This window comes from Stappia indica (assembly GCF_009789575.1).
GTDB classification, from domain to species: domain Bacteria; phylum Pseudomonadota; class Alphaproteobacteria; order Rhizobiales; family Stappiaceae; genus Stappia; species Stappia indica_A.
The window spans coordinates 3,471,071-3,496,046 of the sequence record NZ_CP046908.1 but is presented as its reverse complement, the minus strand read 5'-3'; the positions used below and the strand labels follow the sequence as shown (position 1 = coordinate 3,496,046).

At 67.9% G+C, this 24,976-nt stretch carries 21 protein-coding genes; 9 read left to right on the top strand and 12 right to left on the bottom strand.

The genetic code is table 11. The annotated features are described in order from the left end of the window. Nucleotides 1-10 precede the first annotated feature (10 nt). Nucleotides 11-1,192, bottom strand: a complete 1,182-nt coding sequence (locus tag GH266_RS16350) for a sirohydrochlorin chelatase (protein WP_199270349.1) — start codon at nt 1,190-1,192, stop codon at nt 11-13. 447 nt (nt 1,193-1,639) lie between these two features. On the opposite strand from GH266_RS16350, the gene GH266_RS16345 reads away from it, so the two are divergent. Together GH266_RS16345 and GH266_RS16340 are read left to right on the top strand one after the other, a co-directional pair. Next, entirely contained in the window at nt 1,640-2,164 is a 525-nt protein-coding gene (locus tag GH266_RS16345; protein ID WP_158194774.1) for a cupin domain-containing protein, read from the top strand. Between the two features lie 86 nt (nt 2,165-2,250). After that, complete coding sequence (locus GH266_RS16340; protein ID WP_209001469.1) at nt 2,251-2,775, top strand: glycine cleavage system transcriptional repressor; 525 nt, start codon at nt 2,251-2,253, stop codon at nt 2,773-2,775. A 17-nt stretch (nt 2,776-2,792) separates the two neighbouring features. Here GH266_RS16340 and GH266_RS16335 read toward each other — a convergent pair whose 3' ends face one another. The 11 genes from GH266_RS16335 to GH266_RS16285 all read right to left on the bottom strand — a co-directional run bounded on the left by GH266_RS16335 (nt 2,793) and on the right by GH266_RS16285 (nt 16,182). Further along, nucleotides 2,793-3,935: a DUF1513 domain-containing protein gene (locus tag GH266_RS16335; RefSeq protein WP_158194773.1), complete on the bottom strand. Its 1,143-nt coding sequence runs from the start codon at nt 3,933-3,935 to the stop codon at nt 2,793-2,795. Further along, nucleotides 3,916-5,067, bottom strand: coding sequence for an imelysin family protein (locus GH266_RS16330; RefSeq protein WP_158194772.1), 1,152 nt, complete (start codon nt 5,065-5,067; stop codon nt 3,916-3,918). Before GH266_RS16330 ends, GH266_RS16335 begins: the two co-directional genes overlap by 20 nt. A gap of 40 nt (nt 5,068-5,107) precedes the next feature. Beyond that, nucleotides 5,108-6,610 (bottom strand): di-heme oxidoreductase family protein, encoded by a 1,503-nt coding sequence (locus tag GH266_RS16325; protein WP_158194771.1) that lies wholly within the window; start codon nt 6,608-6,610, stop codon nt 5,108-5,110. Between the two features lie 108 nt (nt 6,611-6,718). Beyond that, complete coding sequence (locus tag GH266_RS16320) at nt 6,719-7,990, bottom strand: imelysin family protein (protein WP_158194770.1); 1,272 nt, start codon at nt 7,988-7,990, stop codon at nt 6,719-6,721. 52 nt (nt 7,991-8,042) lie between these two features. Continuing rightward, a complete protein-coding gene (locus GH266_RS16315) occupies nt 8,043-8,552 on the bottom strand; it encodes a hypothetical protein (protein ID WP_158194769.1) in 510 nt (169 codons plus the stop codon). 224 nt (nt 8,553-8,776) lie between these two features. Beyond that, complete coding sequence (locus GH266_RS16310; protein WP_158194768.1) at nt 8,777-10,864, bottom strand: putative bifunctional diguanylate cyclase/phosphodiesterase; 2,088 nt, start codon at nt 10,862-10,864, stop codon at nt 8,777-8,779. 153 nt (nt 10,865-11,017) lie between these two features. After that, a complete protein-coding gene (locus tag GH266_RS16305) occupies nt 11,018-11,494 on the bottom strand; it encodes a MarR family winged helix-turn-helix transcriptional regulator (protein ID WP_158194767.1) in 477 nt (158 codons plus the stop codon). 2 nt (nt 11,495-11,496) lie between these two features. Further along, a complete protein-coding gene (locus tag GH266_RS16300) occupies nt 11,497-12,765 on the bottom strand; it encodes a flavin-dependent oxidoreductase (RefSeq protein WP_158194766.1) in 1,269 nt (422 codons plus the stop codon). Nucleotides 12,766-12,828: 63 nt separating this feature from the next. Continuing rightward, nucleotides 12,829-13,863 carry a TRAP transporter substrate-binding protein gene (locus GH266_RS16295; protein WP_158194765.1) on the bottom strand — a complete coding sequence of 345 codons (1,035 nt, stop codon included), beginning with the start codon at nt 13,861-13,863 and terminating at the stop codon, nt 12,829-12,831. A 199-nt stretch (nt 13,864-14,062) separates the two neighbouring features. Beyond that, nucleotides 14,063-14,809 (bottom strand): histidine utilization transcriptional repressor HutC, encoded by a 747-nt coding sequence (locus GH266_RS16290; protein ID WP_158194764.1) that lies wholly within the window; start codon nt 14,807-14,809, stop codon nt 14,063-14,065. Then, the gene (locus GH266_RS16285; RefSeq protein ID WP_158194763.1) at nt 14,809-16,182 is read right to left on the bottom strand and encodes a formimidoylglutamate deiminase; all 1,374 of its coding nucleotides are present in this window, start codon (nt 16,180-16,182) and stop codon (nt 14,809-14,811) included. The genes GH266_RS16290 and GH266_RS16285 overlap by 1 nt, the downstream gene beginning before the upstream one ends. A 112-nt stretch (nt 16,183-16,294) precedes the next feature. Between GH266_RS16285 and hutI the strand changes: the two genes are divergently transcribed. The 7 genes from hutI (at nt 16,295) to GH266_RS16250 (ending at nt 24,960) form a co-directional block, all read left to right on the top strand. Then, on the top strand, nt 16,295-17,530 hold the full coding sequence (gene hutI, locus GH266_RS16280; RefSeq protein ID WP_158194762.1) for an imidazolonepropionase: 1,236 nt from the start codon (nt 16,295-16,297) through the stop codon (nt 17,528-17,530). Beyond that, on the top strand, nt 17,527-19,074 hold the full coding sequence (hutH, locus tag GH266_RS16275; RefSeq protein WP_158194761.1) for a histidine ammonia-lyase: 1,548 nt from the start codon (nt 17,527-17,529) through the stop codon (nt 19,072-19,074). Before hutI ends, hutH begins: the two co-directional genes overlap by 4 nt. Continuing rightward, entirely contained in the window at nt 19,071-19,889 is an 819-nt protein-coding gene (gene hutG, locus GH266_RS16270) for an N-formylglutamate deformylase (protein WP_158194760.1), read from the top strand. The genes hutH and hutG overlap by 4 nt, the downstream gene beginning before the upstream one ends. After that, the gene (gene hutU, locus GH266_RS16265; RefSeq protein ID WP_097175863.1) at nt 19,886-21,559 is read left to right on the top strand and encodes a urocanate hydratase; all 1,674 of its coding nucleotides are present in this window, start codon (nt 19,886-19,888) and stop codon (nt 21,557-21,559) included. The genes hutG and hutU overlap by 4 nt, the downstream gene beginning before the upstream one ends. Before the next feature lie 82 nt (nt 21,560-21,641). Beyond that, nucleotides 21,642-22,739 (top strand): TRAP transporter substrate-binding protein, encoded by a 1,098-nt coding sequence (locus GH266_RS16260; RefSeq protein ID WP_158194759.1) that lies wholly within the window; start codon nt 21,642-21,644, stop codon nt 22,737-22,739. Between the two features lie 131 nt (nt 22,740-22,870). Then, the gene (locus tag GH266_RS16255) at nt 22,871-23,410 is read left to right on the top strand and encodes a TRAP transporter small permease subunit (protein WP_244953704.1); all 540 of its coding nucleotides are present in this window, start codon (nt 22,871-22,873) and stop codon (nt 23,408-23,410) included. Further along, nucleotides 23,410-24,960, top strand: coding sequence for a TRAP transporter large permease (locus tag GH266_RS16250; RefSeq protein ID WP_158194758.1), 1,551 nt, complete (start codon nt 23,410-23,412; stop codon nt 24,958-24,960). Before GH266_RS16255 ends, GH266_RS16250 begins: the two co-directional genes overlap by 1 nt. Nucleotides 24,961-24,976: the final 16 nt, after the last annotated feature.

Below are 24,976 nucleotides of genomic sequence, written 5' to 3'. Positions count from 1 at the left end.
GTCCCACACCTCATGTGGTCCGCTTCTTCATCGACTTCGGCCCCAGCGGGTGATCGGCATGCGGATAGGGCGGATGGTGATGGTCGTGCCCGTGATCATGGCTGTGATCATGGCCGTGACTGTGACCGTGGTGATGGTGCCCGTGGTCATGGTCATGACTGTGCCCGTGGTCATGGTCATGATCGTGATGGTGGTGGTGGCCGTGCGAATGGCCATGGTCATGGTGGTGGTGACCTGTCGCCTGCGCCTCGCAGGCTCCGGTGCACACGTCTTCGCAAAGCTTGCACTCGGCGTCGGCGCCGAGCCCCTCGACGTGGTGGTGGTGGCTTTCCTGCGGCCGACCGACATCGGCCTCGAAGCCGAGCACCTGCTCCCGGTACTTGCACATCTGGCAGTTCATCAGGTTGGCGCCCTGCAGGATCTCGGTGACCCGGTCCGCCATGGTGTCGATCACCTGGGGATGGTCGTTGAGATAGCCGGCCTTGACGAACTCGATGTCCGGATGGCGCTCCGCGACCTCGTCGGTGTTGTTGTAGATGCGGCTGACCAGGACGCCGGAGAACAGGAAATACGGGAAGACGACGATGCGGCGATAGCCGAGCCTGGCCGCGTGTTCAAGGCCGGGCTCGACCAGCGGGAAGGTGACGCCGGAATAGCACGTCTCGGCCCAGCCGAAGCCGAAGCCTTCCCACAGCATCCGGGTGATCTTGGCGACGTTGGAATTGGCGTCGGGGTCGGACGCGCCGCGCCCCACGACCATCAGCAAGGTCTCGTGCAGCGGCACGTCGTCGCCGGCCTTTTCCAGCGCCTCGCGGATGCGCTCGCCGGCAGCCCGGATCATCCTGGTGTCGACGGCAAGCTCGCGCCCATAGGTGATCGTCAGGCCTTCGTGCTGTGCCTGATAGGTGTTGAGCACGGAGGGAATGTCGTTCTTGGCATGACCGGCGGCGAACAGCATGCCCGGCACAGCGAGAATGCGGGTGCAGCCCTGCTCGCGCAGCCGGTCGAGGCCGTCCTTGATCACCGGATTGGCGAATTCGAGATAGCCGTATTCCACCGGCCAGCCGGGAAAGCGGGTCTTCAGCCGCTCGGCAAGTTGCGCGAACTCGCGCACCGCCCCGCGGTTGCGGCTGCCATGGCCGCAGATCATCAGGCCCAGTTTCTCGCCCGTCTCAGTCATCACGTCGGCCATCATGCCCCTCCCCGGTCGCACCGGACGGGACGCTCGGCCAAAACGGCGGCGAAGACAAATTCTGCTTTCATCTCAAAAACTCCCTCTTGGCCACGCGCCCGCGTGAGAAGCCGGACGGATCCGGCGCAGCGCCGCCGGGAGGGAGTGAAAGCGGCCGGATACAGGACAGGGTCCCCGCACGACCAGCCGTCGCACCGGACCGAATACCGCTCGGACAGCTCCGGACTGGACCCCCGATTTGGGTCGGTCGCCACCGGACTTGCTTTCAGTCCCTCCAGGGACGCCGTCATTGGCCGGGCACGCTAGTGGAGCCTTGCGCCCCCCGCAAGGGCCAAATGCGGCAGCTGCTGTCGGCAACGCGGCGGGCAAAACGCGGCCGTTCCGGAAACCGGTTCTTCACCGCTTGGTGGTAAAGCGGAACAAAGACAAAAAGGGAGATGACCGACCATGACCGACACCGCGTCCGCCAGCGCGCTTGGAGCCGCCATGGCCGTGGCCGACCGCACGCCGGCCGGCCTGACGCTCGCGCGCCTTGAGGGACTGCAACTCCAGCCCGCGCCGATCAATCCGGACTGGGTACTGGAAGGCACTCCGCAGGCACGCGCGGTACAACTGGCAAGCGGGCAGGACCGCTATGCCAACATGTCGGTCTGGGACTGCACGGACGGTCGCTTCAGCTGGTATTTCGGCTGCGACGAGGCGGTCTACATTCTCGAAGGGTCGGTGACGGTCACCGGGCCGGACGGCGAGGTCCGCACGCTCACGGCCGGCGATACCGCCTATTTCCCCGCCTTCACCTGGTTCGAATGGCAGGTGCACGGCTATGTGCGCAAGGTGGCGTTCTGCCACGACGTCGTGCCGCCGCTGGCGCGCCTGCCGCTGCGAATCTATGCCCGCCTGTCGCGAATCAAGGCCCGGCTCTACACCGCAGCCTTCGGCGTTCCCCCGGAGAAACGGCGCCGCGCCTCCTGAGCGCAGGCGGCCGCAAGGCTCGTTCCGGTTTCCATGGCCTGCGCTATGGTCTAGCCTGCCGGAAAACATCCGGGAGGCTCACGCCCATGTCCATGATTTCGCTGGTTCTGACGGCAATCGCCGATGATCGCCCGGGCCTTGTCGAGCGGCTGTCCGACGTGATCGCCGCCCATGACGGCAACTGGATCGAAAGCTCGATGTCGCGGCTTGCCGGCACCTTTGCCGGTCTCGTCCGGGTCGAGGTGCCGCAGGAGCGTGTCGAGGCGCTGGAAACCGCCCTGTCGCAGCTGTCGGCCGACGGCATCGCCACCACGCTGAAGCGCAGCGAGGCGAGCCACGAGACCCACGGGCAGGTCGCGCGGATGACCGTCATTTGCCAGGATCATCCGGGCATCGTGCATGCGGTGGCCGCCGTGCTGGCGGCCAAGGGCGTCAGCATCACCGAGCTGGAGACGGAGGTTTCCGCCGGCTCGATGAGCGGCGAACGGATGTTCCGCGCGCAAGTGGACGTTGTCCTGCCGGTAGACCTGTCCGCCGGGGATCTTTCGGCCGCGCTCGAGACCCTGGCCGGCGATCTGATGGCCGAGATCGACTTCAGCGACACGGTCTGAACGGGCCGCGCATCCGCTCAGGCCGGATCGATCGCCACCATGTGATTGTCCCAGGAAATGCCGGCGCCGGATGCCAGCAGCATCGGCGCGCCCCTGCGGTCGCCGCTCTCGCTGAGGGAACCCTGCCCGTCCGAGATCAGGAACCCGCTCTCGTCGAGCGGTGCGACGCCGCAGGCATCGGCCCGCTGCTGGCTGGACAGGAAGGTCCCGTCCAGGGCCGAAAAATAGAGGATGCGGCCGGCGCGCGGGCAGGACGCAGCGACCACCTCGCCGTCGCGGCTCGTGGTGACGGACCCGACATAGTTGGCGAGACGCCCGCGCAGCTCGTCCGGCACGTCGTGAAGGCGCAGACGCCCGTCTTCGGTGTCGAGCGAGGCCATCAGCGGCGGCGTCTCCTGAAGGCTGCCCTCGTACTGGCCGCCGATCCACACCTTGCCGCCGCCGGCGACCGCCATATGGCGGAGCGACAGCTTGTGCAGGCCGGGAGGCAGGTCCGCGACGCCGCGCACCGTGCCGGTGTCGCGGTCGATCACGGTCACGTTCGGCTGCATCGTCTCGATGTTGAGTTTCTCGCGCCCCTTGTCCGGATGCGTCTCGATGCCGCCATTGGCAACGACGAGGCTGCGCCCGTCGGGCAGCGGCAGGATGTCGTGCGGCCCGATGCCGCCGGACCAGAACTCGCCGACGCGCTGCGGCCGCTCGCCGCTGAGATCATAGACGCCGATCACCCCGCGGTTGGCGACGTAGTCGTTCTCCGTCGCATAGGCCAGCCGGCCATCGGGCGAAAAGGCGCCATGGCCGTAGAAGTGCCGGCCGGGCACTGCCTCGAACACGACCGGAGGGCGGGCGCCGGCCGTATCGAAGCTGACGGCAAAGGTGCCGGGGCGACGGGCGAAGGCGAGACAGCGCCCGCTGAGAGGACAGACCGCAACGTCATGCCCCCGGCCCGGGAGCGGAATCACCTGGCGGTCGATGCCATCGAGCCCGGTCACCACGATGCTGTGGCTGCCGTCCGGCTCACGCCGGGCGGCGGCAAAGAGCGGATCGTCGGACAGGCCCGCTGCGCTCGCCCGCACCCCGTCCAGGCCAAGCGCCAGCGCCGCCAGGGCAGCGCCGCCTCCGACGAGCAGGGACCGCCGGTCAATCGCCGTCCAGAGCATTGAACCCTCCCCGGAAGTCGAGATAGCCGGCAAGCTCACCGCCGAGCGTCGTGCGCAGTCCCGTCAGCACCGTCAGGATATAGCCCAGCCGGTCGCTTGCCTGCTGGTCGGCGAGCGCGGCTTGCAGATCGGCCGGAACCGCCCCCAACGCCCTCAGCGCGTTGCCGCGCTCGAAGGCCAGCGTATCGCCGATCCACGCACCGTCTTCGGAGGCCTGGGCAAAACCGGCTGCCAGGAAGGCCTGCGACAGCCCGTCGATCGCGCCGGCCAGGTAGGCGGTGCCGTTGTGCGAGCGGGAGAAAGGCACGCGCGCGGCCCGGGAGGCCGCCGGCCCTTCGCCGACCAGCGGCACCAGCATCTGGTCGCGGATCAGTTCGAGCGAGGTCATCAGCGCGTTGAAGACGAAGCCCGCCGCTTCCTTGTGGGTCCTGGCAAGACCGTTCTCCGGCCCGGGAGCCAAGAGCAGCCCGGTCTGGCCGGTCGGCGCGGCAAAGGCGCCGCGAACCTCTTCGGCGGTCTCGCCGAGACGGGAGGCCAGGGCCGCCGCATAGGCGCAACGATAGGCGCCCTCCTCGCCGGCGTCCGCGAGCAGGACCTCGCCGTCCTTGTCGAAGGCCACCCATTCGAGCGCCGTCAGCCCTTGCAGGGCGACGCTCTTGTCGCGCAGCCGGGCCGCATCCAGAGCCGTCTCGTCGCGATCCGCGATCAGGCGCGTCACCTGCCGGCGGACCACGCCGCGCCCGTCCGGAATGAAGGCGATGCGCTCCAGCCGGTTCTCGTCGGCGAGCGCGCCGACGCGCAGCATGGTAAGGCGCGCGACCGCCTCGACGGCCTCAGTAAAGGCGGCCGAGAACGGCTCGCCCGACCCACCCGTGCAGGCCGTCTCGATACCGGAAGCAAGCGCCGGGACCGCCTCCACGAGCGCATCGCTGGCAGGCAGGGCAAACCCGGAGACGGTGGCCGGCCAAAAACGGGAATAGTCGACGTCGGCCGCCGCCGGCTTCGACATCGCCACACTTCCTGCCGCCACGATGAGACCGGTCAGCACCATCGATGCGGCAAAGTGCGCCAGCCGGTGGCCGGGCGCACGCACGTCGCTCCCCTGCCGCGCTTCGCGTTGTGCATCCGTCATGGTCGTGCTCCCGTTCTCGGTCTTTTCACTTTGCCGTTCGTCAGAGCGACTTGAGGAACCGCAGCAGCGCCTCACGGTCCGCGCGGTCGAGGGCCGCATAACCGTCACGCGCCGCCTGACCTTCGCCGCCGTGCCAGAGAATCGCTTCCTCCAGCGTGCGGGCGCGCCCGTCATGCAGGTAGCTTTCCTGCCCCGACACGAGCTCAGTCAGTCCGATACCCCATAGCGGCGCAGTGCGCCATTCCCGTCCGGAGGCATTCGCCAGCGGCCGATTGTCTGCAAGCCCCTCGCCCATGTCGTGCAGCAGCATGTCCGAATAGGGCCAGATCAGCTGGAAGCGGTGCGCCTCCAGGTCCGCCTTGCGAGACGTCACGTATTTCGGCCGGTGACAGCTGGCGCAGCCCAGCGCATGAAACTGCGCCTTGCCGGCAAGAACCTGTGGATCGTCGACATCGCGGCGCCGCGGCACGGCGAGGTTGCGCGAATAGAAGTCCACGAGCTCCAGCACCGGATCCGGGCCTTCGGTCGGCCCCAGATTGTCCTGTTCGCCGGTCGGCATGGCGAGGCATTCGGTCTGTGCCGGCATGCAGTCGCCATGGGGATGCGGCTCGTCCGGCGTCGAGATGCCGATATCGCCGGCGAATGCGCCGGCCGACTGCGCGCGCACCGTCGGCGCCTCGCCCTTCCAGCCGAAACGGCCCAGCACCTTGCCGCCGGTCGCAGGGTCCGCCAGCCAGCTCGGACGGCCGGAAATGCCGTCCCCGTCGCTGTCGTGCGGATCGGCATCTGCGAGGATATCGCCCGGGTGGATCGCCTCCAGAAGGCCAAGACCGATCATCTGCGGAGCGACGCGCGGGGAGGTGAGCACGTCCGGCGACATGGGGCCGTAACCGAGATCGGTCATCCGGTAGTCCGGAACGCGCAGACTGACCAGCGTGCCGTCGCCGAGCGTCACCGACCGCTCGGTGTAACGGACCTCCAGCCGGCCCTCGGATTTCAGACCAGGCACCGCATAGGTCTGGAACTGGGTGCCGTAGGTCGGCTCCGGCCGCAGCAGCTTGCCGGCTTCCGGTTCGCCCGGCACCGACAGGCGCAGGAAAAGGGCGACCGGCTCCTCGCCTTCGCGCGGCGGGTGGCCGCGCCCATCCTTGAGGTGACAGCCCTGGCAGGAGCGGGCGTTGAACAAGGGGCCCAGCCCGTCGGAGGCGTTGGTCGAGGACGGCGAAGACACCCACAGCTTGCGGAACAGCCCGTTGCCGAGCGCGAAGCGCTGCTGGTCCTCGAAGGAGATGTTGGCGGACGGGAACGAGAAGGCGTTGACGTTGATGCGCTTGATGTAGGTCGCAGCCCCGCCGGGCATCGCCTCGAAGGCCTCGGCAGCAGAGAAATCGGCCGGGTCGGCGATGACCCTTGCGACTCTTGCGCGATCCCGCGGGCTGAGATCGTCCCGATGAGGAAGTGCGGCTTCTCCCGCGGCCGCGGGCAAGGCAAGGCTCGCAGCCACACACAGGCTGGCGGCGGCATTCAGATAGGCTGACGGCATGGAACGTTCGCATTGCCTGAGTGCCCGGCGCCCCGGCCGCCGGCACATGGGTGGAAAAGCCGCGGCGGACCCGTGTCCCCCGCCGCGGCCGGTTCTTCTGCCTGGCGCTTACTGGAAGACAGCGCCCGGATTGTCGAGGCTGTCGGAGCCCTCAAAGGCGATCTCGTCGAGACCGAGCGTCGCGACGGCACGCTCGATGGACCGGGTCTGGTCGATGAGCGAATCCACGGCAGCCTGCACCACCGCATTGCCCTCGTCGTTGCCCTCGCCGATCATCTGATCGTAGGCCTCGACCGTCTCGGCACGCTTGCGCAGCGCCTCGAAGGCCGCCAGCGTCGCGTCGAGCTTGGCCGTCACTTCCTCGGCAACGGCCGCATCCTTGGCCGCGACCAGATCGCGCAGCGAAGCGCCTTCGACCGACTTGCCGGCAAAGCCCTCATAGCGGCCGAACCACACGTTGCGGATGCCCATCACGTCGTCGTAGTGCGACATGTGGGTGTTGTCGGAGAAGCAGTCGTGCTCTTCCTCCGGATCGTGCAGCATGAGGCCGAGCTTCATGCGCTCGCCCGCCAGCTCGCCATAGGACAGCGAGCCCATGCCGGTCAGGATCGTGGCAAGACCGCCGGCCTCGCCCTTCTCCGCCAGCTCGGCGCGGGCGGCCCCGCCGTCTTTCCAGGCATCGGCCATTTCCTTGAGATCGGACAGCAGCAGCTCGGTCGCAGCCTTCAGATAGGCGGCGCGACGCTCGCAATTGCCGCCGGTGCAGTTGGCCGCGTCGAAGTCGGTCGCCGGACGGTTGCCCGCGCCCTTGTCCGTGCCGTTCAGGTCCTGCCCCCAGAGCAGGAACTCAACCGCATGGTAACCGGTCGCCACATTGGCCTCGATCTCGCCGGCTTCCTGCAGCTCTTCCGACAGCAGCGCCGGAGTGATCTCGGTCGCGTCGATCTCGCGGCCGCCCGCCGTGATCTTCGGGTTGGCGATGACATTGGCGGTGTAGAAGGCGTTCTCCGGATTGTCGCTGCCATAACCGGCGTCGACATAGTCGATGAGGCCCTCGTCCAGCGGCCAGGCATTCACCTTGCCTTCCCAGTCGTCGACGATCGCATTGCCGAAACGGTAGACCTCGGTCTGCTGGTAGGGCCGGCGAGCGGCAAGCCACGCCTTGCGGGCGGCGGCCAGCGTCTCGTCGGACGGCTTGGCGATCAGCGCATCGACGGCGGCGGACAGGTCCTCGGCGGTTGCCACGGATTCGGCATAGGCGGCCTCGGCAATGTCACCATAGGTGTCGAGTACGGCGGCGGCGTCCGCCGCCCGTGCCAGGCCAGCCGGCAGCAGGGCAATGCCTGCAAGCGTCGTCGCCAGCAACAGGGTCTTCTTCATCTTGGGCGATCCTTCCATTCGAGTTTCTTGCGAGCCGACATGCGGCAGGGATTCAGTGCCGGGTCTCGGCTGCCCCGTGCGTTGCCATCGGCACAGGCCGGCGGCAGGCAAGGCAGGCGGGATCCGGCAGGACCAGATCGAGGCGGCGGAGCGTGTCGGCAAAATTCGCTGCCGCCTCCAGGGTGAAAGGCAGTCCACCGGAAATCACCAGCTCCTCGGCGATGTTCGCGGCTGCCTCCCGGTCGCCGCGCTGCCAGGACGCCACCAGCGCGACTGCAAGGCATTCGTGGGCGCAGCGATGCGGACAGTCGTAGGGCATGAGCGACAGGCCGCACTTGGCCCAGCCATTGAGCGCGCGAGCAAAACAGGACAGCCCGGTCACCGCGTGGCGGGCCCGGCTCACGCCCAGCCGCCCCGCATAGAACGTCCAGGCCATTTCCCAGCATTCGATGCTGCCCGTCTGATACCCGGCAAGCCAGCGCCGCAGCCCCTCGACAACAAGCGTCTCGACCTCGTCGCCAGGCGCAGAAGCGGGCGAGCGGTCTTGCAATCTTCCAGTCACGTCAGCCTCCAATCACCGGGGGTAAAGGCCCCGACATCAAAGGGCCCGGCTGGCCGGGCACGGCTGAACTAACGCTATTATGAGTTTTGCAGTCAAGATAATATTCCAATAAAATCAATATATTAGAAGAATTCTAAACTAAAACGGCCCGCAGTCCATCGCGGGCCGGAGCGGATTCTTGCTTGCAAAACAGGGATGTTCGTCTCGCAGAAGAGCGCGCGCGCTCAGCCGTTTGCAACCTGCGGCAAACTGTCGGGAACGATGCGGCGGGCGGCCCCCAGAAGGCCCGGGGCGGGCGGGGCGAGCATCAGGCGCTGCAGATCGCCGGCCGGAACCGGGCGCGAATAGAGGAAGCCCTGGATCGCGCGGCAGCCGGCAGCGCGCAGGAACGCAAGCTGCTCGTCCGTCTCCACGCCCTCGGCCAGCACCGGCGTGCCGAGCGACTGGCCCAGCATGAGCACCGAATGCACGATGGCGCGCGCTTCGCCGGACACTGCAAGATCGGAGGTGAACCCGCGGTCCAGCTTGATCCGGTTGAAGGGATAGACCCGCAAGCTGGCAAGAGCCGAATAGCCCGTGCCGAAATCGTCGAGGGCAACCGAGACGCCAAGCGCCTGGATCTCCCGCAGCATCTGCAGGCTGAGATCGAGATCCGCCATGAACGAGGATTCGGTAACCTCGATCTCCAGCCGGGCCGGATCGAGCCCGGTCTCGCGCAGGACCTCGCCGATTCGCTCTGGCAGGCCCCGCTGGCGCAGCTGGATGGCGGAGAGATTGACCGCCACCTTCACCGGCCTGGCCCAGGTCACGGCCTGGCGGCAGGACTGTTCCAGCACCCAGTCGCCAATCGGGATGATCTGCCCGTTTTCCTCGGCGATCGGGATGAACACCGCCGGCGACACCGAGCCGTATTCGGGATGCGTCCAGCGCACCAGGGCTTCGGCACCGGAAAACGCGCCGGTCTCCAGATCCATCTGCGGCTGGAAGAAGAGGGAAAACTCGCCCCGCTCGACCGCGCCGCGCAGGGCCACCGAGAGCTCGCGGCGACGACGCTCGGCCTGGTCCATGACGCTGTCGCAAAAACAGGTGCGCTCGATGGTGTCGATCTTGGCACGCGCGAGCGCAAGCCCGGCATTGGCCAGCAGATCGGAGGCGGACAGCCCATGATCGGGATAGATCGCAACGCCCATGCCGGATGCACAGGGGAGCACCATGCCGGACGCCTTCAGCGGACGGCGGAACAGGGCGTCCAACCGCTCCAGGAAGCCATCGACCTTTTCGGAGGCAGACAGACGGCGCATCACCGCAAACTCGTCGCCGCCGATGCGCATGGCGACTTCGCCATCCTTCAGCCCGTTCTGGATGCGGGCGCCGAGTGCCGCCAACAGGGCATCGCCGGCTGTATGGCCACGCAGGTCGTTGATCGCACGGAAATCGTCGAGATTGACCAGCACCAGGCACAGGCGGCTGTCGTTGCTGTCGGCCCACACGCATTCCTCGTCGAGGCGGCGGGAGAACAGCGACCTGTTGCCAAGGCCGGTCAGCGGATCGAAATCGGAAATGCGCTGCAGGTCGGCATCGGCCGTGCTGCGGGTCTTCAGGTCAAGCAGGGCCGTGACGACACCCATGCCGATCACCATCGACCCGACGCCGGCAACCGCAAGGGCAAGCGCCCAGAACTGGTCCACATTCGGCGAAAAGAGCGGGCGCAGCGGCGTCACGGTCATCGCCGTCATGCCGGTGAAATGCAGGAGGACGATGCCAAGGACCAGCGCCGTCATGGCGCCGTGCCGGCACCAGCGGGTGGTCGGGCGCATGAAGCGGTTGAGCGCCAGCGCCCCGAACACGAGGCTCGCGATCACCGAGGCGACAACATAGTCCCGGTTCCAGTTGATGATGCCTTCGACCCGGTATCCGGCCATGCCGAGGTAGTGCATCGAGGCGACCGATGCGCCGATGACGATGCCGCCGGCCTCGGGCGCGAAGCGGAACAGCCCGCTGCACGCCAGCGCGAAACCGAGTGCCGAACCGACAATGGCGAGAAACAACGAGAGGATCGTCAGCGTCGCGTTGAAGTAGACCTCCGCCTGCGTCTCATAGGCGAGCATCGCGATGAAATGCGTGCACCAGATCGAGGAGCCGGTGGCCATGCCATTGAGAAAGAGCCAGCCCGCGCGCGTCCAGCCTTCGGTGTCTCGGGCGCGCTGAAACAGGCGAAAGCTGATCCACGCTCCGACCACGCACATGCCGGCCGCCAGCGCGACGAGCGCCGGGTTGTGATCTATCGTGATGCAGGCGATGACGTCGAGCACGAACGGCCCACCATGAAGGACGTGTCGGCCATCCTTCGACGGTTCGCACGCACAATGGAACTGATCCAGTTATGAGGCCCCTGCGGCGCCCATACCTGCAACTAATTGCAATATCCTTGAAAGACCTTAACGGATCCCTATCCGGATTTTCCCTTACCCGGAAAACCGCCCGGTGATCCGGCGCAAAAATCCTCGCAAGGCCTCGGCCTCGACTTCATCCAGATCGCCGAGCAGACGCCGCTCCGCCTCGGCGATCCGCGGCCGCACCGCGCGGAACCGCTCCCGCCCTTCGCGGCTCAGGCGATAGGCGACCCGGCGACCGTCGCCTGCAACGCGAACCTGTTCCAGCATCCGGGTCGTGACGAGCGGCTTGAGTGCCGTCGTCAGCACCGAGGGCGCGCTGGACATAGCGGCCGCGACATCGCGATGGGTGATGCCCGGATTGCGGTCGACGAGTTCCAGGACCATGAACTGCAACGGCGTCAGGGCTTCGCCGGCGAAGACGTCGCCGAAGACCTGATGGCCGCGCAGGAAGGCATGGCGCAGCAGGTGGCCGACCAACTCGTTGAGAAGGCCATAGTCGAGAGACGCACTCGGCGGGACTTCGCCCGAGCCTGCGCGCGCGCTCATGGTCACGCAGCCGGGACGATCGGCGGGCGTTGATTCAAGGCTTCCACGTCGAAGCCGGCGATCCGCTTGTAGCCGGCGGCCGTTTCCAGCAACTCCTCGCGCGACAGCACGTCCTCGATCCGCCCGAACCCGTCCGGGGCTCGCTCCTCGACCACGTCGAGCACCTTGTCGGGGCCGTCGGCGCGGTTGGCGAGCACGATGCGCGCCGTGGCCGGACGCCGCTCCTCCTCATAGGCGGCAAGCGCTGCCGGCACCGCGCCATGGCGCAGGATCTCGCGGGTCAGCACGCGGGCGTCGAGGATCGCCTGGCTCGCCCCGTTCGAGCCGATCGGATACATCGGGTGCGCGGCATCGCCCATCAGCGTCATCGGCCCATGGGTCCAGCGCGGCAGCGGGTCCCGGTCCACCATCGGATATTCGAAGATGTGCTCGGCATTGCGGATGAGCGCGGGGATGTCGAGCCAGTCGAACCGCCAGGTGTCGAACCGCGGCAGGAAATCGTCCGGATTGCCCGGCCGGTTCCAGTCCTCGCGCCGCCAGATGTGATCCGCCGGCATCCTGAGGTCGGCGATCCAGTTGATCACCGCACCGGGCCTGCCATCGTCGAGCGTGATGTCCTCAATCGGATAGCAGACGAACTTGCGCGGCTTGCAGCCGGTCATCGCCATCGAGCGACGGGTGAGAAAATGCGGGGCGCGGGTGACGCCGCGCCACATGACGATGCCGCCCCACACGGGCAGGCCCTCGTCCGGATAAAGCCCCGCACGGGCTGTCGAGTGAATGCCGTCGGCGGCGATGTAGACGGCGCCCCTGGCGCTGCTGGCCGGCGCGCCGGTCTCGCGGTCGACGAGATCGATCTCGACGCCGCCCTCGCTCTCGCGCCATCCGGCGACAGAAACCCCGCAGGTCACCGCATCGGGGCCGAGCCGCTCGCGCACGGCGTCGAGCAGCATCATCTGCAGATGTCCGCGATGGATGGAAAATTGCGGCCAGTCATAGCCGGCGGAACGTCCGCGCGGTTCCGACCAGATCGGCTGGCCGTGGCTGGAAAAATAGGCGACTTCCTGCGTCCTCAGACCGATGGCGTCGAGCCGGTCGAGCAGGCCGAGCTCATCGAGCTCGCGCACCGCATGCGGCTGCAGGTTGATGCCGACGCCGAGCGGGCGGATCTCCCGCACCGCCTCGAAGAGACGGACGGGCACGCCGATCCGATGCAGGCTGAGGGCGAGCGTCAGGCCGGCGATGCCAGCGCCGGCAACGAGAACGGTCATGACGGAAATCCTTGCGCCGGAAAGACGCCCCGCCGGCCGCGAACGGCCGGCGGGGACAGCCGGTTACTCGCCGGCGTACTGCGTGATCAGCGCCCGGGCGTCTTCGACCATGGCAGCGCCGTCATAGCCCTTGCCGGAGACTTCCTCGACCCAGGCAGCGACGACCGGCTCGGCCGCGGCCTTCCAGCGCTCGACCTCTTCCGGCGGCAGCTTGCGGATCGTGTTGCCGGCCTTCTCGGCGGCGGCAATGCCCGGCAGGTCGCCCTCGTCCATGACGCGGCCGACCCACTTGGACACTTCGCGGCCGCTGTTGGCGTCGATGATCGCCTTCAGGTCGGCCGGCAGGCTGTCATACTTCGCCTTGTTCATCGCGAAGACGAACGTCGCGGTGTAGAGCCCGCGCGAGCCCTCGAAATCGGTATGGCTGTCGACGAGTTCGGCGACCTTCAGCGGCGTGGTGACTTCCCACGGCACGACGGTGCCGTCGATCACGCCCTTGGACAGCGCCTCGGGCATCGCCGGAACCGGCATGCCGACCGGGGTCGCGCCGAGCGCGCCGAGCAGGGCGTTGGTCTGGCGGGTCGGACCGCGCAGCTTGAGGCCGTTCATGTCCTCCAGCTTGGTCACGCCGTCGCCCTTGACATGCAGCAGGCCGGGGCCGTGCACATGCACCGCGATCGGATGGACGTCCTTGAACTCGTCCTTCAGGTACTTCTCGTAGAAGTCCCAGAACGCCTGGCTGGTCGGCTCGGCCTTGGCGGCCATGAAGGGCAGCTCGAATGCCTCGGTGCCCGGGAAACGGCCCGGCGTGTAGCCCGGCAGGGTCCAGACGATGTCGACGACGCCATCGCGCGCCTGATCATAGAGCGCGGGCGGCGTGCCGCCGAGCTGCATCGCCGGGAAGACCTCGACCTTGATGCGACCGTTGGACTCGGCCATCACCTTCTCGGCCCAGGGCGTGATGAAGTTCTTGGGAACCGGCGCGGGAGCCGGCAGGAAGTGGTGCACGCGCAGGGTCACGTCCTGCGCCAATGCCGGAGAGATGCCGGCACAGGCCAGCGCCGTCGCGGCAACGGCGAGCGATTTCAGTCGAAGCATTCGGTGTCCTCCCAGGTTACCTCGCACGGCCCCGGCGCGCCGCGCCGACCGTCGCCTGCCCTGCCGGCTGTCGCCGGTCCGGGCCAAGCCCATGCGGACGCGACCACCCCGGCTCCTCCCGGCGGACCGCATCCAGATCGTTTATTATGTAAACGATTATGCCCGTCAACGGGCCGGCGATCAATCGCCGATACGCGCCTCAGAAGCGCGAGACCATCCGGTAGGACTGGGGATGCAGCATGCGCACATGGGTGATCGGCTGATCGATCAGCCAGGTGGTGCGCTCGAACAAGAAGACCGGCGCGCCCGGCTCGATGGCCAGCAGCGTCGCTTCCTCGCGGCTCGCCGCTGCAGCGCTGAGGCCGATCTCCATTTCCGAAAAGGGAGCGAACTTCACCAGCCACTCGTTCGGGCTCATGCGCTCGAACGGCACGTGGGCGATGTCGGGAACGGCGGCGATGTGGATCCAGCGGTCCTCGTATTGCCACGGCCGGTTGTCGGCGAAATGCAGGCAGCGCACATGCAGCATCGGCGTGCCGGCCGGCAGGTCGAGCCGGGCCCGCATTCCCTCCGGCGCCTCCAGCCGCTCGCGGCTGAGGATCGAGAAGCGATATTGCGCGCCGCGCGCCTCGACTTCGCTGCGTACAACCGGGATCTCCAGCCGCGCCTCGCGCAAGGGATGCTCCGCGATGCGGGTGCCGGCGCGGCGCTTGCGCTCCACCAGCCCGATCTCGGCAAGTTCCCTGAGCGCGCGGTTGACGGTGACGCGGGCGCAGCCGAACTCGCGCGCCAGATCCTCCTCGCCCGGGATCAGCTCGCCGGGCAGCCAGACCCGCTCGCTGATGCGCTTGAGGATTTCCGCCTTGATGGCCCGGAAGGAATTCGGCACCCGGATGCCGGCCGGCACCGGATCGCCGTCCTTCGCAGGCACGACGGGTGGTGACATCACATGCTCCGCTTCAGGGTGCGCATCGCGTTGCGGTAGCCGGCCTCGATCCGCTCGCGGTCGACATGGCTGCCGTCGCGTACCATATGGCGCCCGGCTGCCCAAACGTCACGCACAAGCCTGTCGTCGCCGGCGAAAATCCATGCATCGAGCAGCGTGTCGCCGGCAAGCCCTTCCAGATGCAGCGAGGCTGCGTCGAGGGCAACGAGATCGGCCCAGGCGCCTTCGCGAATCGCACCGCTGTCGCGACCGAGCGCCCGCGCACCGCCTTTCAGCGCCTCGTCAAAGAGCCGGCGGCCGCAGGAGCGCTCGTTCGTCGCCAGCACCGCGCGGTGCCGGTCGCGCAGGCGCTGGGAATATTCCAGCGTGCGCAGCTCTTCCGACAGCGCGATGCGGATGTTGGAATCGGAGCCGATGCCCAGCGTCCCACCTTCGCCAAGATAGCGCGCGCCGTCGAAGATGCCGTCGCCGAGGCTCGATTCGGTGATCGGGCACAGGCCCGCGACCGCGCCGCTCGTCGCAATCGCCTTGCGTTCGCCGTCGGTCAGGTGGGTGCAGTGGATCAGGCACCAGCGCTCGTCGACCGCGTGAGTGTCGAACAGCCATTCGACCGGACGGCGGCCAAGGGCGGCCAGCACCTCCTCCACCTCGCCGGTCTGCTCGGCAATGTGCATGTGCAGGGGATCGGCGGGGCGCAAACCTGCGACCTTGGCAAGGTCCTCCGCCGGCACCGCGCGCAGCGAATGCGGTGCGATGCCGATCCGCGCGTCGGGGGCAAGCGCTGCCACCGCATCCTCCGCGCCCTCGACGATCCGCGCAAAGCCGTCGAGATCGGAGCCGAAGCGGCGCTGGCCACCGGCCAGCGGGCGGCGGTCGAGCCCGCCCGTCGTGTAATAGACCGGCAGCAGCGTCAGGCCGATGCCGGAGGTCTGCGATGCGGCCGCGATGCGGCGGGAGAGCTCCGCCCGGTCGTCATAGGGCGTGCCGTCGGCCTGGTTGTGCACATAGTGGAACTCGGCGGAGGCGGCATAGCCGGCCTCCAGCATCTCCATCTGCACGAAGGCGGCCACGGCCTCCACCGTCTCCGGCGTGAAGGCGCCGAGGAAGCGGTACATGATTTCGCGCCAGGTCCAGAACGTGTCGTGCTCGGCCGCACCGCGGAACTCGCTCAGACCCGCCATCGCCCTCTGGAAGGCATGGCTGTGCAGGTTGGCCGGCGCCGGCAGCAGGATCCCGACCGCGCGGTCCGCTGCGGCCTCAGATCGTCCAACACCTTGCAATACCTCGCCGATCCGCCCGTCCGCAGCGATGTCAACCACCACGTCGCGCGCCCACCCCGTGGCCAGCAAGGCCGTCTCCGCAAAGATCCGCATTCCGTCCGCCTCATTTTTGCGATTGACAATTATGTACATACATATCGTAATTAAACAAACACATATTGCAGCCTGCCGGAAGAGCTATCGACCGGTTTCCCTGGGAGGGGTCATGCCAGAAACTGCGCCCGGATCCGCCGTCGGCGAGGTCCTGACCGCCCTGCGCCTTGCGACCATGGTCGCAAGCACCGTCCCCCATGGCCTCGTCGAGAACGGCGCCGTCGCAATCGGCGCCGATGGTCGCATCGCCTGGTGCGGCAGCGCAGCCGATCTGCCCGCACAATTCGCGTCCTGGCCGTCCCGGTCCCTGGGTGGGCGCCTCGTCACTCCCGGCCTCGTCGACTGTCACACCCATATCGTCCACGGCGGCAACCGGGCCCGCGAGTTCGAGCTGCGGCTCGAGGGCGCGAGCTATGAAGAGATCGCCCGCGCCGGCGGCGGCATCGTCTCCACCGTCGCGGCGACGCGTGCAGCGAGCGAGGACGATCTCGTCGCCTCCGCCTTGCCCCGGCTCGACACGCTGATCGGCGAAGGCGTCACCACCATCGAGATCAAGTCGGGCTACGGCCTGACGATTGCCGACGAGATGCGCATGCTCGCGGCCGCCCGGCGCCTGGGGCAGGAACGCGGCGTGCGCGTCGTCACGTCCTGGCTCGCCGCCCATGCGGTGCCGGCCGAATACAAGGGACGTTCGCAGGCCTATCTCGACGAGGTGGCGCTGCCGGGCCTCGAGGCGGCGCATGCCGCAGGCCTTGTCGACGCCGTCGACGGGTTCTGCGAGGGCATCGCCTTTTCTCCGGCCGAAATGGCGCAGGTCTTCGACCGGGCAAAGGCGCTCGGCCTGCCGATCAAGCTGCATGCCGAGCAGCTGTCCGATCTGGGCGGGGCAAAGCTCGCCGCGCACTACGGCGCGCTCTCGGCCGATCACCTCGAATATCTCGGCCAGGACGGGGTCGATGCCATGGCGGCCTCCGGCACGGTCGCCGTGCTGCTGCCCGGCGCCTTCTACACGCTGCGCGAGACGCAGGCGCCGCCGGTCGCTGCCCTGCGCGCAGCCGGTGTCCCCATCGCCCTTGCCACCGACTGCAATCCCGGCTCCTCGCCGCTGACCTCGCTGCTGCTCGCCATGAACATGGGCGCGACCCTGTTCCGCCTCACGCCGGAAGAGTGCCTTGCCGGCGCGACCCGCGAGGCGGCCCGTGCGCTCGGGCTGGCCGGCGAGATCGGCACCATCGAGGCCGGCAAGCGTGCAGACCTTGCCGTTTGGGACATCGCCGAGCCGGCCGAGCTGACCTACCGCATCGGCTTCAACCCGCTGCACGAACGCATTTTCGGAGGCGCACAATGAGCGTCATGACCCTCACGCCGGGCAGCGTCACGCTCGCCCAGCTCGAACGCATCTATCGAGAAGAGCTCGCCGCCCGCATCGACCGTGCCGCGCAGCCTGCCATCGAGCGCGCCGCCGAGCGGGTCGCAGCGGCCGCCATGGGCGAGGAAGCCGTCTACGGCGTCAACACCGGCTTCGGCAAGCTCGCCAGCGTCAAGATCGCGAGCAGCGATACGGCGACGCTCCAGCGCAACCTGATCCTCTCCCATTGCTGCGGCGTCGGCGAGCTGCTGGACGGCGCGACGACACGCCTGATGATGGTGCTGAAGCTGCTGTCGCTCGGCCGCGGTGCCTCGGGCGTGCGCTTTGAGGTGCTGAAGCTCATCGAGGACTGCCTTGCCGCCGGCATCACCCCTTGCGTTCCCTCGCAGGGGTCGGTCGGCGCCTCCGGCGACCTTGCCCCGCTCGCCCACATGACCGCCGTGCTGATCGGCGAAGGCGAGGCGGAGTACCAGGGCACGCGCATGCCGGGCCGCGCCGCGCTGGACAAGGCCGGCCTTTCTCCGGTGGTGCTCGGCCCCAAGGAAGGGCTCGGCCTCATCAACGGCACCCAGTTCTCCACCGCCTGCGCGCTCACGGGCCTGTTCACCGCCTGGCGGCTGGCGGAAGCGACGCTGCTCACCGCGAGCCTGTCCACCGACGCGATCATGGGCTCGACCGCCCCGCTGCTGCCGGAAATCCACGCGCTTCGCGGCCATCGCGGCCAGATCGAGGTCGCGGCCGCCATGCGCGGGTTGATGGAAGGGTCGCAGATCCGCGAAAGCCACCGCACCGGCGACAGCCGCGTGCAAGACCCCTATTGCATCCGCTGCCAGCCTCAGGTCGCCGGCGCCTGCGTCGACCTGCTGCGCATGGCCGGCCGCACGCTGGAGATCGAGGCGAATGCGGCGACCGACAACCCGCTGGTGCTGATCGACGAGGGACGCATCGTCTCGGGCGGCAACTTCCACGCCGAGCCGGTCGCCTTCGCCGCCGACCAGATCGCGCTGGCGATTGCCGAACTCGGCGCCATCGCCCAGCGCCGGGTGGCGCTGATGGTCGACCCGACCCTGTCCTTCGACCTGCCGCCCTTCCTTGCCCGCGACCCCGGCCTCAACTCCGGCATGATGATCGCCGAGGTAACGACGGCAGCCTTGATGAGCGAGAACAAGCACCTCGCCCATCCCTGTTCCATCGATTCCACTCCGACCAGCGCCAACCAGGAAGACCATGTCTCCATGGCCGCCCATGGCGCCCGGCGGCTGGAGCGGATGAACGCCAATCTCGCCGTCATTCTCGGCGTCGAGATGCTGTGCGCGGCCGAAGGCATCGAGCATCGTGCCCCGCTCGCCACCAGCGCGCCGCTGGCCGCCGCCGTCGCCCGGTTGCGCCAGCATGTGCCCCCGCTCGAGGCCGACCGCTACATGGCGCCCGATCTTCAGGTCGCAGCCCGCCTCGTCGCCAGCCGCGAGGTCGTCGCGGCGGCGAGCGAAACGGCCCTGCTGTCGCTGGGAGAGGCCGCATGACGCCGGTCGAGATCCGCAAGGGCACGAGCCCGATCGTCCTCGGCCTGCCGCACACCGGCACCCATGTGCCCGAGGCGATCGCCGCAAGGCTCAACGCGCGCGGTTTGGCACTCGCCGACACGGACTGGCACATCCACCTGCTCTATGACGGGCTGCTGGACGATGCCACCACGGTGCGCGCGACCTTCCACCGCTATGTGGTCGACGCCAACCGGGACCCTGCCGGCGCGAGCCTTTATCCGGGCCAGAACACCACCGGCCTCGTGCCGGAGACGGATTTCGACGGCGTGCCGATCTGGAAGGACGGCGAGGCCCCGACCGAAGCCGACTTAGGCGCCCGGCGCGAGGCGTTCCATACGCCCTATCATGCGGCGCTCGCCGCCGAGATCGAGCGGGTGAAGGCCATGCACGGCGTTGCCATCCTCTACGACTGCCACTCGATCCGCTCGCACATCCCCTTCCTGTTCGAGGGCACGCTGCCGGACTTCAACATCGGCACCAATGGCGGCGCGACCTGCCACCCCCTGATCGAGCAGGCGACCGTCGAAGTCTGCGGCAGCGCACAAGGCTATTCCAGCGTCCTCAACGGCCGGTTCAAGGGCGGCTGGACCACCCGCCACTACGGCCGGCCTGCGGACAATGTCCACGCCATCCAGATGGAGCTCGCCCAGTCGACCCATCTGGCGAGCGAAAGCGCACCCTTCGCCTATGACGAGGCGAAGGCGGGCGCCCTGCGCGTCCATCTCAAAACCCTTCTCGCCCGTCTGGAACGCCTCGCGCTCGACGGGTCGCTTGTCTCTGGAGGAAACACATGACCAACCCGCGCCACAACACCCGCACCGTGCGGGCGGCCACCGGCACCGAGATCACCGCGAAGTCCTGGCTGACCGAAGCTCCCTTGCGGATGCTCATGAACAATCTCGATCCAGATGTCGCGGAAAAGCCGAACGAGCTCGTCGTCTATGGCGGCATCGGCCGGGCGGCGCGCACCTGGGACGATTTCGACCGCATCGTCGCCACCTTGCGCGACCTTGAGGAAAACGAGACGCTGGTCGTCCAGTCGGGCAAGCCGGTCGGCGTCTTCCGCACCCACAAGGACGCGCCGCGGGTGCTGATCGCCAATTCAAACCTCGTTCCGCACTGGGCCAACTGGGACCACTTCAACAAGCTCGATAAGGCCGGGCTGATGATGTACGGCCAGATGACCGCCGGCTCGTGGATCTATATCGGCAGCCAGGGCATCGTGCAGGGCACCTATGAGACCTTCGTCGAAGCCGGCCGCCAGCACTATGGCGGGTCGCTCAAGGGCAAGTGGATCCTCACCGGCGGCCTCGGCGGCATGGGCGGCGCCCAGCCGCTCGCCGCAGTGATGGCCGGCGCCTGCTGCCTTGCGGTGGAGTGCAATCCGGAGTCCATCGATTTCCGCCTGCGCACCCGCTATGTCGACGAGAAGGCGGAAACGCTGGACGAGGCGCTGGAGATGATCGAGCGCTGGACGAAGGCCGGCGAGGCCAAGTCCGTCGGCCTGCTCGGCAATGCGGCTGAGATCTTCCCCGAGCTGGTGCGGCGCGGGGTGAAGCCGGACATCGTCACCGACCAGACCTCGGCCCACGATCCGATCAACGGCTACCTGCCGAAGGGCTGGACCATGGCCGAATGGGCGGCCAAGCGCGAGAGCGATCCGAAGGCGGTCGAGAAGGCCGCGCGCGCCTCCATGCGCGAGCATGTCGCCGCCATGGTCGACTTCTGGAACATGGGCGTTCCGACGCTCGACTACGGCAACAACATCCGCCAGGTCGCGCTGGAGGAAGGGCTGGAAAACGCCTTCGCCTTCCCCGGCTTCGTGCCCGCCTATATCCGCCCGCTGTTCTGCCGCGGCGTCGGTCCGTTCCGCTGGGCCGCCCTGTCGGGCGATCCGGAAGACATCTACAAGACCGATGCCAAGGTGCGCGAGCTGCTGCCCGACAACACGCATCTGCACCGCTGGCTCGACATGGCGCGCGAGCGCATCTCGTTCCAGGGCCTGCCGGCGCGCATCTGCTGGGTGGGTCTGGGCGACCGCCACCGGCTGGGCCTCGCCTTCAACGAGATGGTGCGCAACGGCGAGCTCAAGGCGCCGATCGTCATCGGCCGCGACCACCTCGATTCCGGCTCCGTTGCCTCGCCCAACCGCGAAACGGAGGCCATGCAGGACGGCTCGGACGCCGTGTCCGACTGGCCGCTGCTCAACGCGCTTCTCAATTGCGCGAGCGGGGCGACCTGGGTCAGCCTGCACCATGGCGGCGGCGTCGGCATGGGCTTTTCGCAGCATTCGGGCATGGTGATCTGCTGCGACGGCAGCGAAGATGCCGACCGCCGCATCGAGCGGGTGCTGTGGAACGATCCGGCGACCGGCGTGATGCGCCACGCCGATGCCGGCTATGACATTGCGCTCGACTGCGCCAGGGAACACGGCCTGCGCCTGCCCGCCATCCTCGGAAACTGAGGAGCGGGCCCGCGGGACGTTCAAAGGGCCGGCAAGGCCCCATGATGCTGTGAAGGAAAACCAACCAGAGGACTGTGCTGCCATGAAGAGACGTGATTTCCTCAAGACCGCCGGTGTCGGCGCCGTCGCCACCGCCGCCACCGGAGCCCTCGCGGCCCCGGCCATCGCCCAGGACGTGAAGCGCTGGAAGATGGTCACCGCCTGGCCGAAGAATCTGCCGGGACCGGGTGTTGCCGCGCAGATGCTTGCCGACCGCATCACCGCCCTGTCGGGCGGCCGCATCGAGGTGCAGCTCTATGCCGCCGGCGAGCTGGTGCCGGGCAATGGCGTGTTCGACGCCGTAGCGGAAGGCACCGCCGAGCTCTATCACGCGGTTCCGGCCTACTGGGGCTCCAAGTCCAAGGGCATCCTGCTGTTCGGCTCGCAGCCGTTCGGCCTGCGCGCCGACGAGCAGTTCGGCTGGCTCGCCCATGGCGGCGGCCAGGCGCTCTACGACGAGATCTACGGCCGCTTCGGCCTGAAGCCGTTCCTGTGCGGCAATTCCGGTCCGCAGTGGGCCGGCTGGTTCCGCAACGAGATCAACTCGGTCGACGACCTCAAGGGCCTGCGCTTCCGCACCACCGGCCTCGCCTCGGAAATGTGCGCCAAGCTCGGCATGGCCGTGCAGGCGATGGGCGGGCGCGACATGTTCCAGGCGCTGCAGTCGGGCGCGCTCGACGCGGGCGAGTTCATCGGCCCCTGGTCCGATTCCGCCCTCGGCTTCCAGCAGGTCGCCAAGAACTACTACTGGCCGGGCGTCGGCGAGCCGTCCTCGGCCGAGGAATGCGCGGTCAACAAGGCGGCCTATGATGCGCTGCCGGAGGACCTGCAGCAGGCCGTCACGCTGGCGTGCGAGTCGCTCTACAACCCGGTCTGGACCGAGTACACGACCAAGCACGCGATGGCCCTTCAGCAGCTCGTCGCCGAGCAGGGCGTGCAGGTGAAGAAGCTGCCAGACGACGTCATCGTCGCCATGGGCAATGCCGCCGGCGAGGTCATCGCCGAGCTGCGCGAGAACGACGACGAGCTGGTGCGCCGGATCGTCGAGAGCTTCCTCGCCTATCGCGCCTCGGTCGCCGACTACATGGTCTACGCCGACAACGGGCAGATGAACGCCCGCGCGATGGACTACAAGTACTGAGCGGGCCTCGCTAAAACCTGCTAGGGTCCGGGCAGCGGTTCCGGACCCCGGCACCCGCTGTCCCAAAGGTCGCGGGCCGGTCGCCGGCTCGCGATCCCCTCCCTGATCGCCCGCACGAGAGGACAAGGCCCGTGCTTGCCCGCCTTGCAGACAGGCTCGACCTGATCAACCGCTCCGTCGGCGCCCTGGTGCGCTGGCTCGCGCTCTTCATGGTGTTGCTGCAGTTCGGCGTGGTGGTGCTGCGCTACGTCTACGGCGTCAGCTTCATCTTCCTGAACGAGGGCGTGCTCTACATGCATGCCGCCCTGTTCATGCTCGGCGCGGGCTACACGCTGCTCGTCGACGGCCATGTGCGCGTCGACATCTTCTACGCGAAACTCGGGACGCGCGGCCGCGCAGCGATCGACGCCCTGGGTGCCGTGATCTTCCTGCTGCCCTCGCTGGCGATCCTCCTGTGGTGGTCCTGGCCGTCGGTCCGCAATTCCTGGGCCGTCATGGAAGGCGCCATCTCGGTCGGCGGCATTCCGGCCTCCTTCCTGCTCAAGTCGCTGGTGCCCGCCTTCTGCGTGCTGCTGGCCATTCAAGGCATCGCCTGCCTGCTGCGTGACGTCTCGCGCCTTCTGGCGCCGCAGGATGCCACCGCCGCTTCCGACAATGGGACCCGCGCCTGATGCTGCCGCTCGACCTCCTGATGTTCGCCGCGCTGATCATTGCGATCCTCATCGGCTATCCGGTGTCCTTCATCCTCGCGGGCATCGCGACACTCTTTGCCATTCTCGGCCATTTCACCGGCCAGTTCGACATGAGCCTGCTCGGCGCGCTCGGCCAGCGCGTCTTCGGCGTGATGACCAACGACGTGCTGATCGCCATCCCGCTCTTCGTCTTCATGGGCGTGGTGCTGGAGAAAAGCCGCATCGCCGAGGACCTGCTGGAGACCGCCGGCCGGCTGTTCGGGACGCTGCGCGGCGGGCTCGGCATCTCCGTCGTGCTGGTCGGCGCCTTGCTTGCCGCCTCCACCGGCATTGTCGGCGCCACCGTCGTGGCGATGGGCCTCATTGCGCTGCCGACCATGCTGCGCAACGGCTACGACGCGCGGCTGGCGTCCGGCATCGTCTGCACCTCCGGCACGCTCGGCCAGATCATTCCGCCCTCCACCCTGCTGATCATCCTCTCCGACGTGATGTCGAACGCCTATCAGCAGGCGCAGTTCCGGCAGGGCAAGTTCACCATCGAGACCATCTCGGTCGGCCAGGTCTTCGCAGCCGCCTTGCTGCCGGGCCTGATGCTGGTCGCGATCTACATCGTCTACCTGCTCGTCAAGGCCTGGCTGTCGCCTGCCTCCGCCCCGGCCATGCAGCACGAGGGTGCGCGCCCGTCGGCGCGGGAGATTTCCGGGGCCATCCTGCCGCCGGTGCTGCTCATCATCGCCGTGCTCGGCTCGATCCTCGGCGGCATCGCGACGCCGGGCGAGGCCGCAGCCGTCGGCGCCATCGGTGCGCTGCTGATGGCCTCCGCCCGCTACGGCAACGGCAACCGCAAGCTGGTGGTCGCCGGCGCGGCGAGCCTTGCCCTGCTCGCGGTGCTGATCTCGGTCCATCCCGTTCGCCTGCAGCGCAGCGACGTCGGCCCGCTCGACTGGGCGGCCGGCGCTCTCGCAACGCTGCTTGTCATCGTCTCGGCCGCCGCGATCCTGCAGGCGCTTGCCCGCACCTTCCACGCCCAGGTGCTGAAGCCGGTGATGAACTCGACCCTGTCGGTGACGGCGATGATCTTCGCCACCATCCTCACTGCCAGCATCTTCTCCCTCGTCTTCCGCGGGCTTGGCGGCGATCACCGGATCGAGGAGTTCCTGACCAACATGCCCGGCGGCCCGGACGCTGCCCTGCTCTTCGTCATGGCGCTGGTCTTCCTGCTCGGCTTCTTCCTCGATTTCGTCGAGATCTCGGTCATCCTGCTGCCGCTGGTGGCGCCGGTGCTGATCCTGATGGGCCACGACCCGGTCTGGCTGTCGATCCTGATCGCGGTCAACCTGCAGACCTCGTTCCTGACCCCGCCCTTCGGATTCTCGCTGTTCTACCTGCGCGGTGCGGCTCCCCCGGAAGTGACGACCGGGCAGATCTACCAGGGCGTCATTCCCTTCATCGCGTTGCAGATCGCCGGCATCGGCCTGATCTGGCTGCTGCCGCAGATCGCGACCACCCTGCCCGGCCTGATCTTCTGATCGCGAGACCCTTGCA

Bases quoted from the DNA above. Each gene is read 5' to 3' on its own strand.
- GH266_RS16350 (WP_199270349.1), bottom strand. From the start codon at position 1,192: ATGGCCGACGTGATGACTGAGACGGGCGAGAAACTGGGCCTGATGATC.
- GH266_RS16345 (WP_158194774.1), top strand. From the start codon at position 1,640: ATGACCGACACCGCGTCCGCCAGCGCGCTTGGAGCCGCCATGGCCGTG.
- GH266_RS16340 (WP_209001469.1), top strand. From the start codon at position 2,251: ATGTCCATGATTTCGCTGGTTCTGACGGCAATCGCCGATGATCGCCCG.
- GH266_RS16335 (WP_158194773.1), bottom strand. From the start codon at position 3,935: ATGCTCTGGACGGCGATTGACCGGCGGTCCCTGCTCGTCGGAGGCGGC.
- GH266_RS16330 (WP_158194772.1), bottom strand. From the start codon at position 5,067: ATGACGGATGCACAACGCGAAGCGCGGCAGGGGAGCGACGTGCGTGCG.
- GH266_RS16325 (WP_158194771.1), bottom strand. From the start codon at position 6,610: ATGCCGTCAGCCTATCTGAATGCCGCCGCCAGCCTGTGTGTGGCTGCG.
- GH266_RS16320 (WP_158194770.1), bottom strand. From the start codon at position 7,990: ATGAAGAAGACCCTGTTGCTGGCGACGACGCTTGCAGGCATTGCCCTG.
- GH266_RS16305 (WP_158194767.1), bottom strand. From the start codon at position 11,494: ATGAGCGCGCGCGCAGGCTCGGGCGAAGTCCCGCCGAGTGCGTCTCTC.
- GH266_RS16300 (WP_158194766.1), bottom strand. From the start codon at position 12,765: ATGACCGTTCTCGTTGCCGGCGCTGGCATCGCCGGCCTGACGCTCGCC.
- GH266_RS16295 (WP_158194765.1), bottom strand. From the start codon at position 13,863: ATGCTTCGACTGAAATCGCTCGCCGTTGCCGCGACGGCGCTGGCCTGT.
- GH266_RS16290 (WP_158194764.1), bottom strand. From the start codon at position 14,809: ATGTCACCACCCGTCGTGCCTGCGAAGGACGGCGATCCGGTGCCGGCC.
- GH266_RS16285 (WP_158194763.1), bottom strand. From the start codon at position 16,182: ATGCGGATCTTTGCGGAGACGGCCTTGCTGGCCACGGGGTGGGCGCGC.
- hutI (WP_158194762.1), top strand. From the start codon at position 16,295: ATGCCAGAAACTGCGCCCGGATCCGCCGTCGGCGAGGTCCTGACCGCC.
- hutH (WP_158194761.1), top strand. From the start codon at position 17,527: ATGAGCGTCATGACCCTCACGCCGGGCAGCGTCACGCTCGCCCAGCTC.
- hutG (WP_158194760.1), top strand. From the start codon at position 19,071: ATGACGCCGGTCGAGATCCGCAAGGGCACGAGCCCGATCGTCCTCGGC.
- hutU (WP_097175863.1), top strand. From the start codon at position 19,886: ATGACCAACCCGCGCCACAACACCCGCACCGTGCGGGCGGCCACCGGC.
- GH266_RS16260 (WP_158194759.1), top strand. From the start codon at position 21,642: ATGAAGAGACGTGATTTCCTCAAGACCGCCGGTGTCGGCGCCGTCGCC.
- GH266_RS16250 (WP_158194758.1), top strand. From the start codon at position 23,410: ATGCTGCCGCTCGACCTCCTGATGTTCGCCGCGCTGATCATTGCGATC.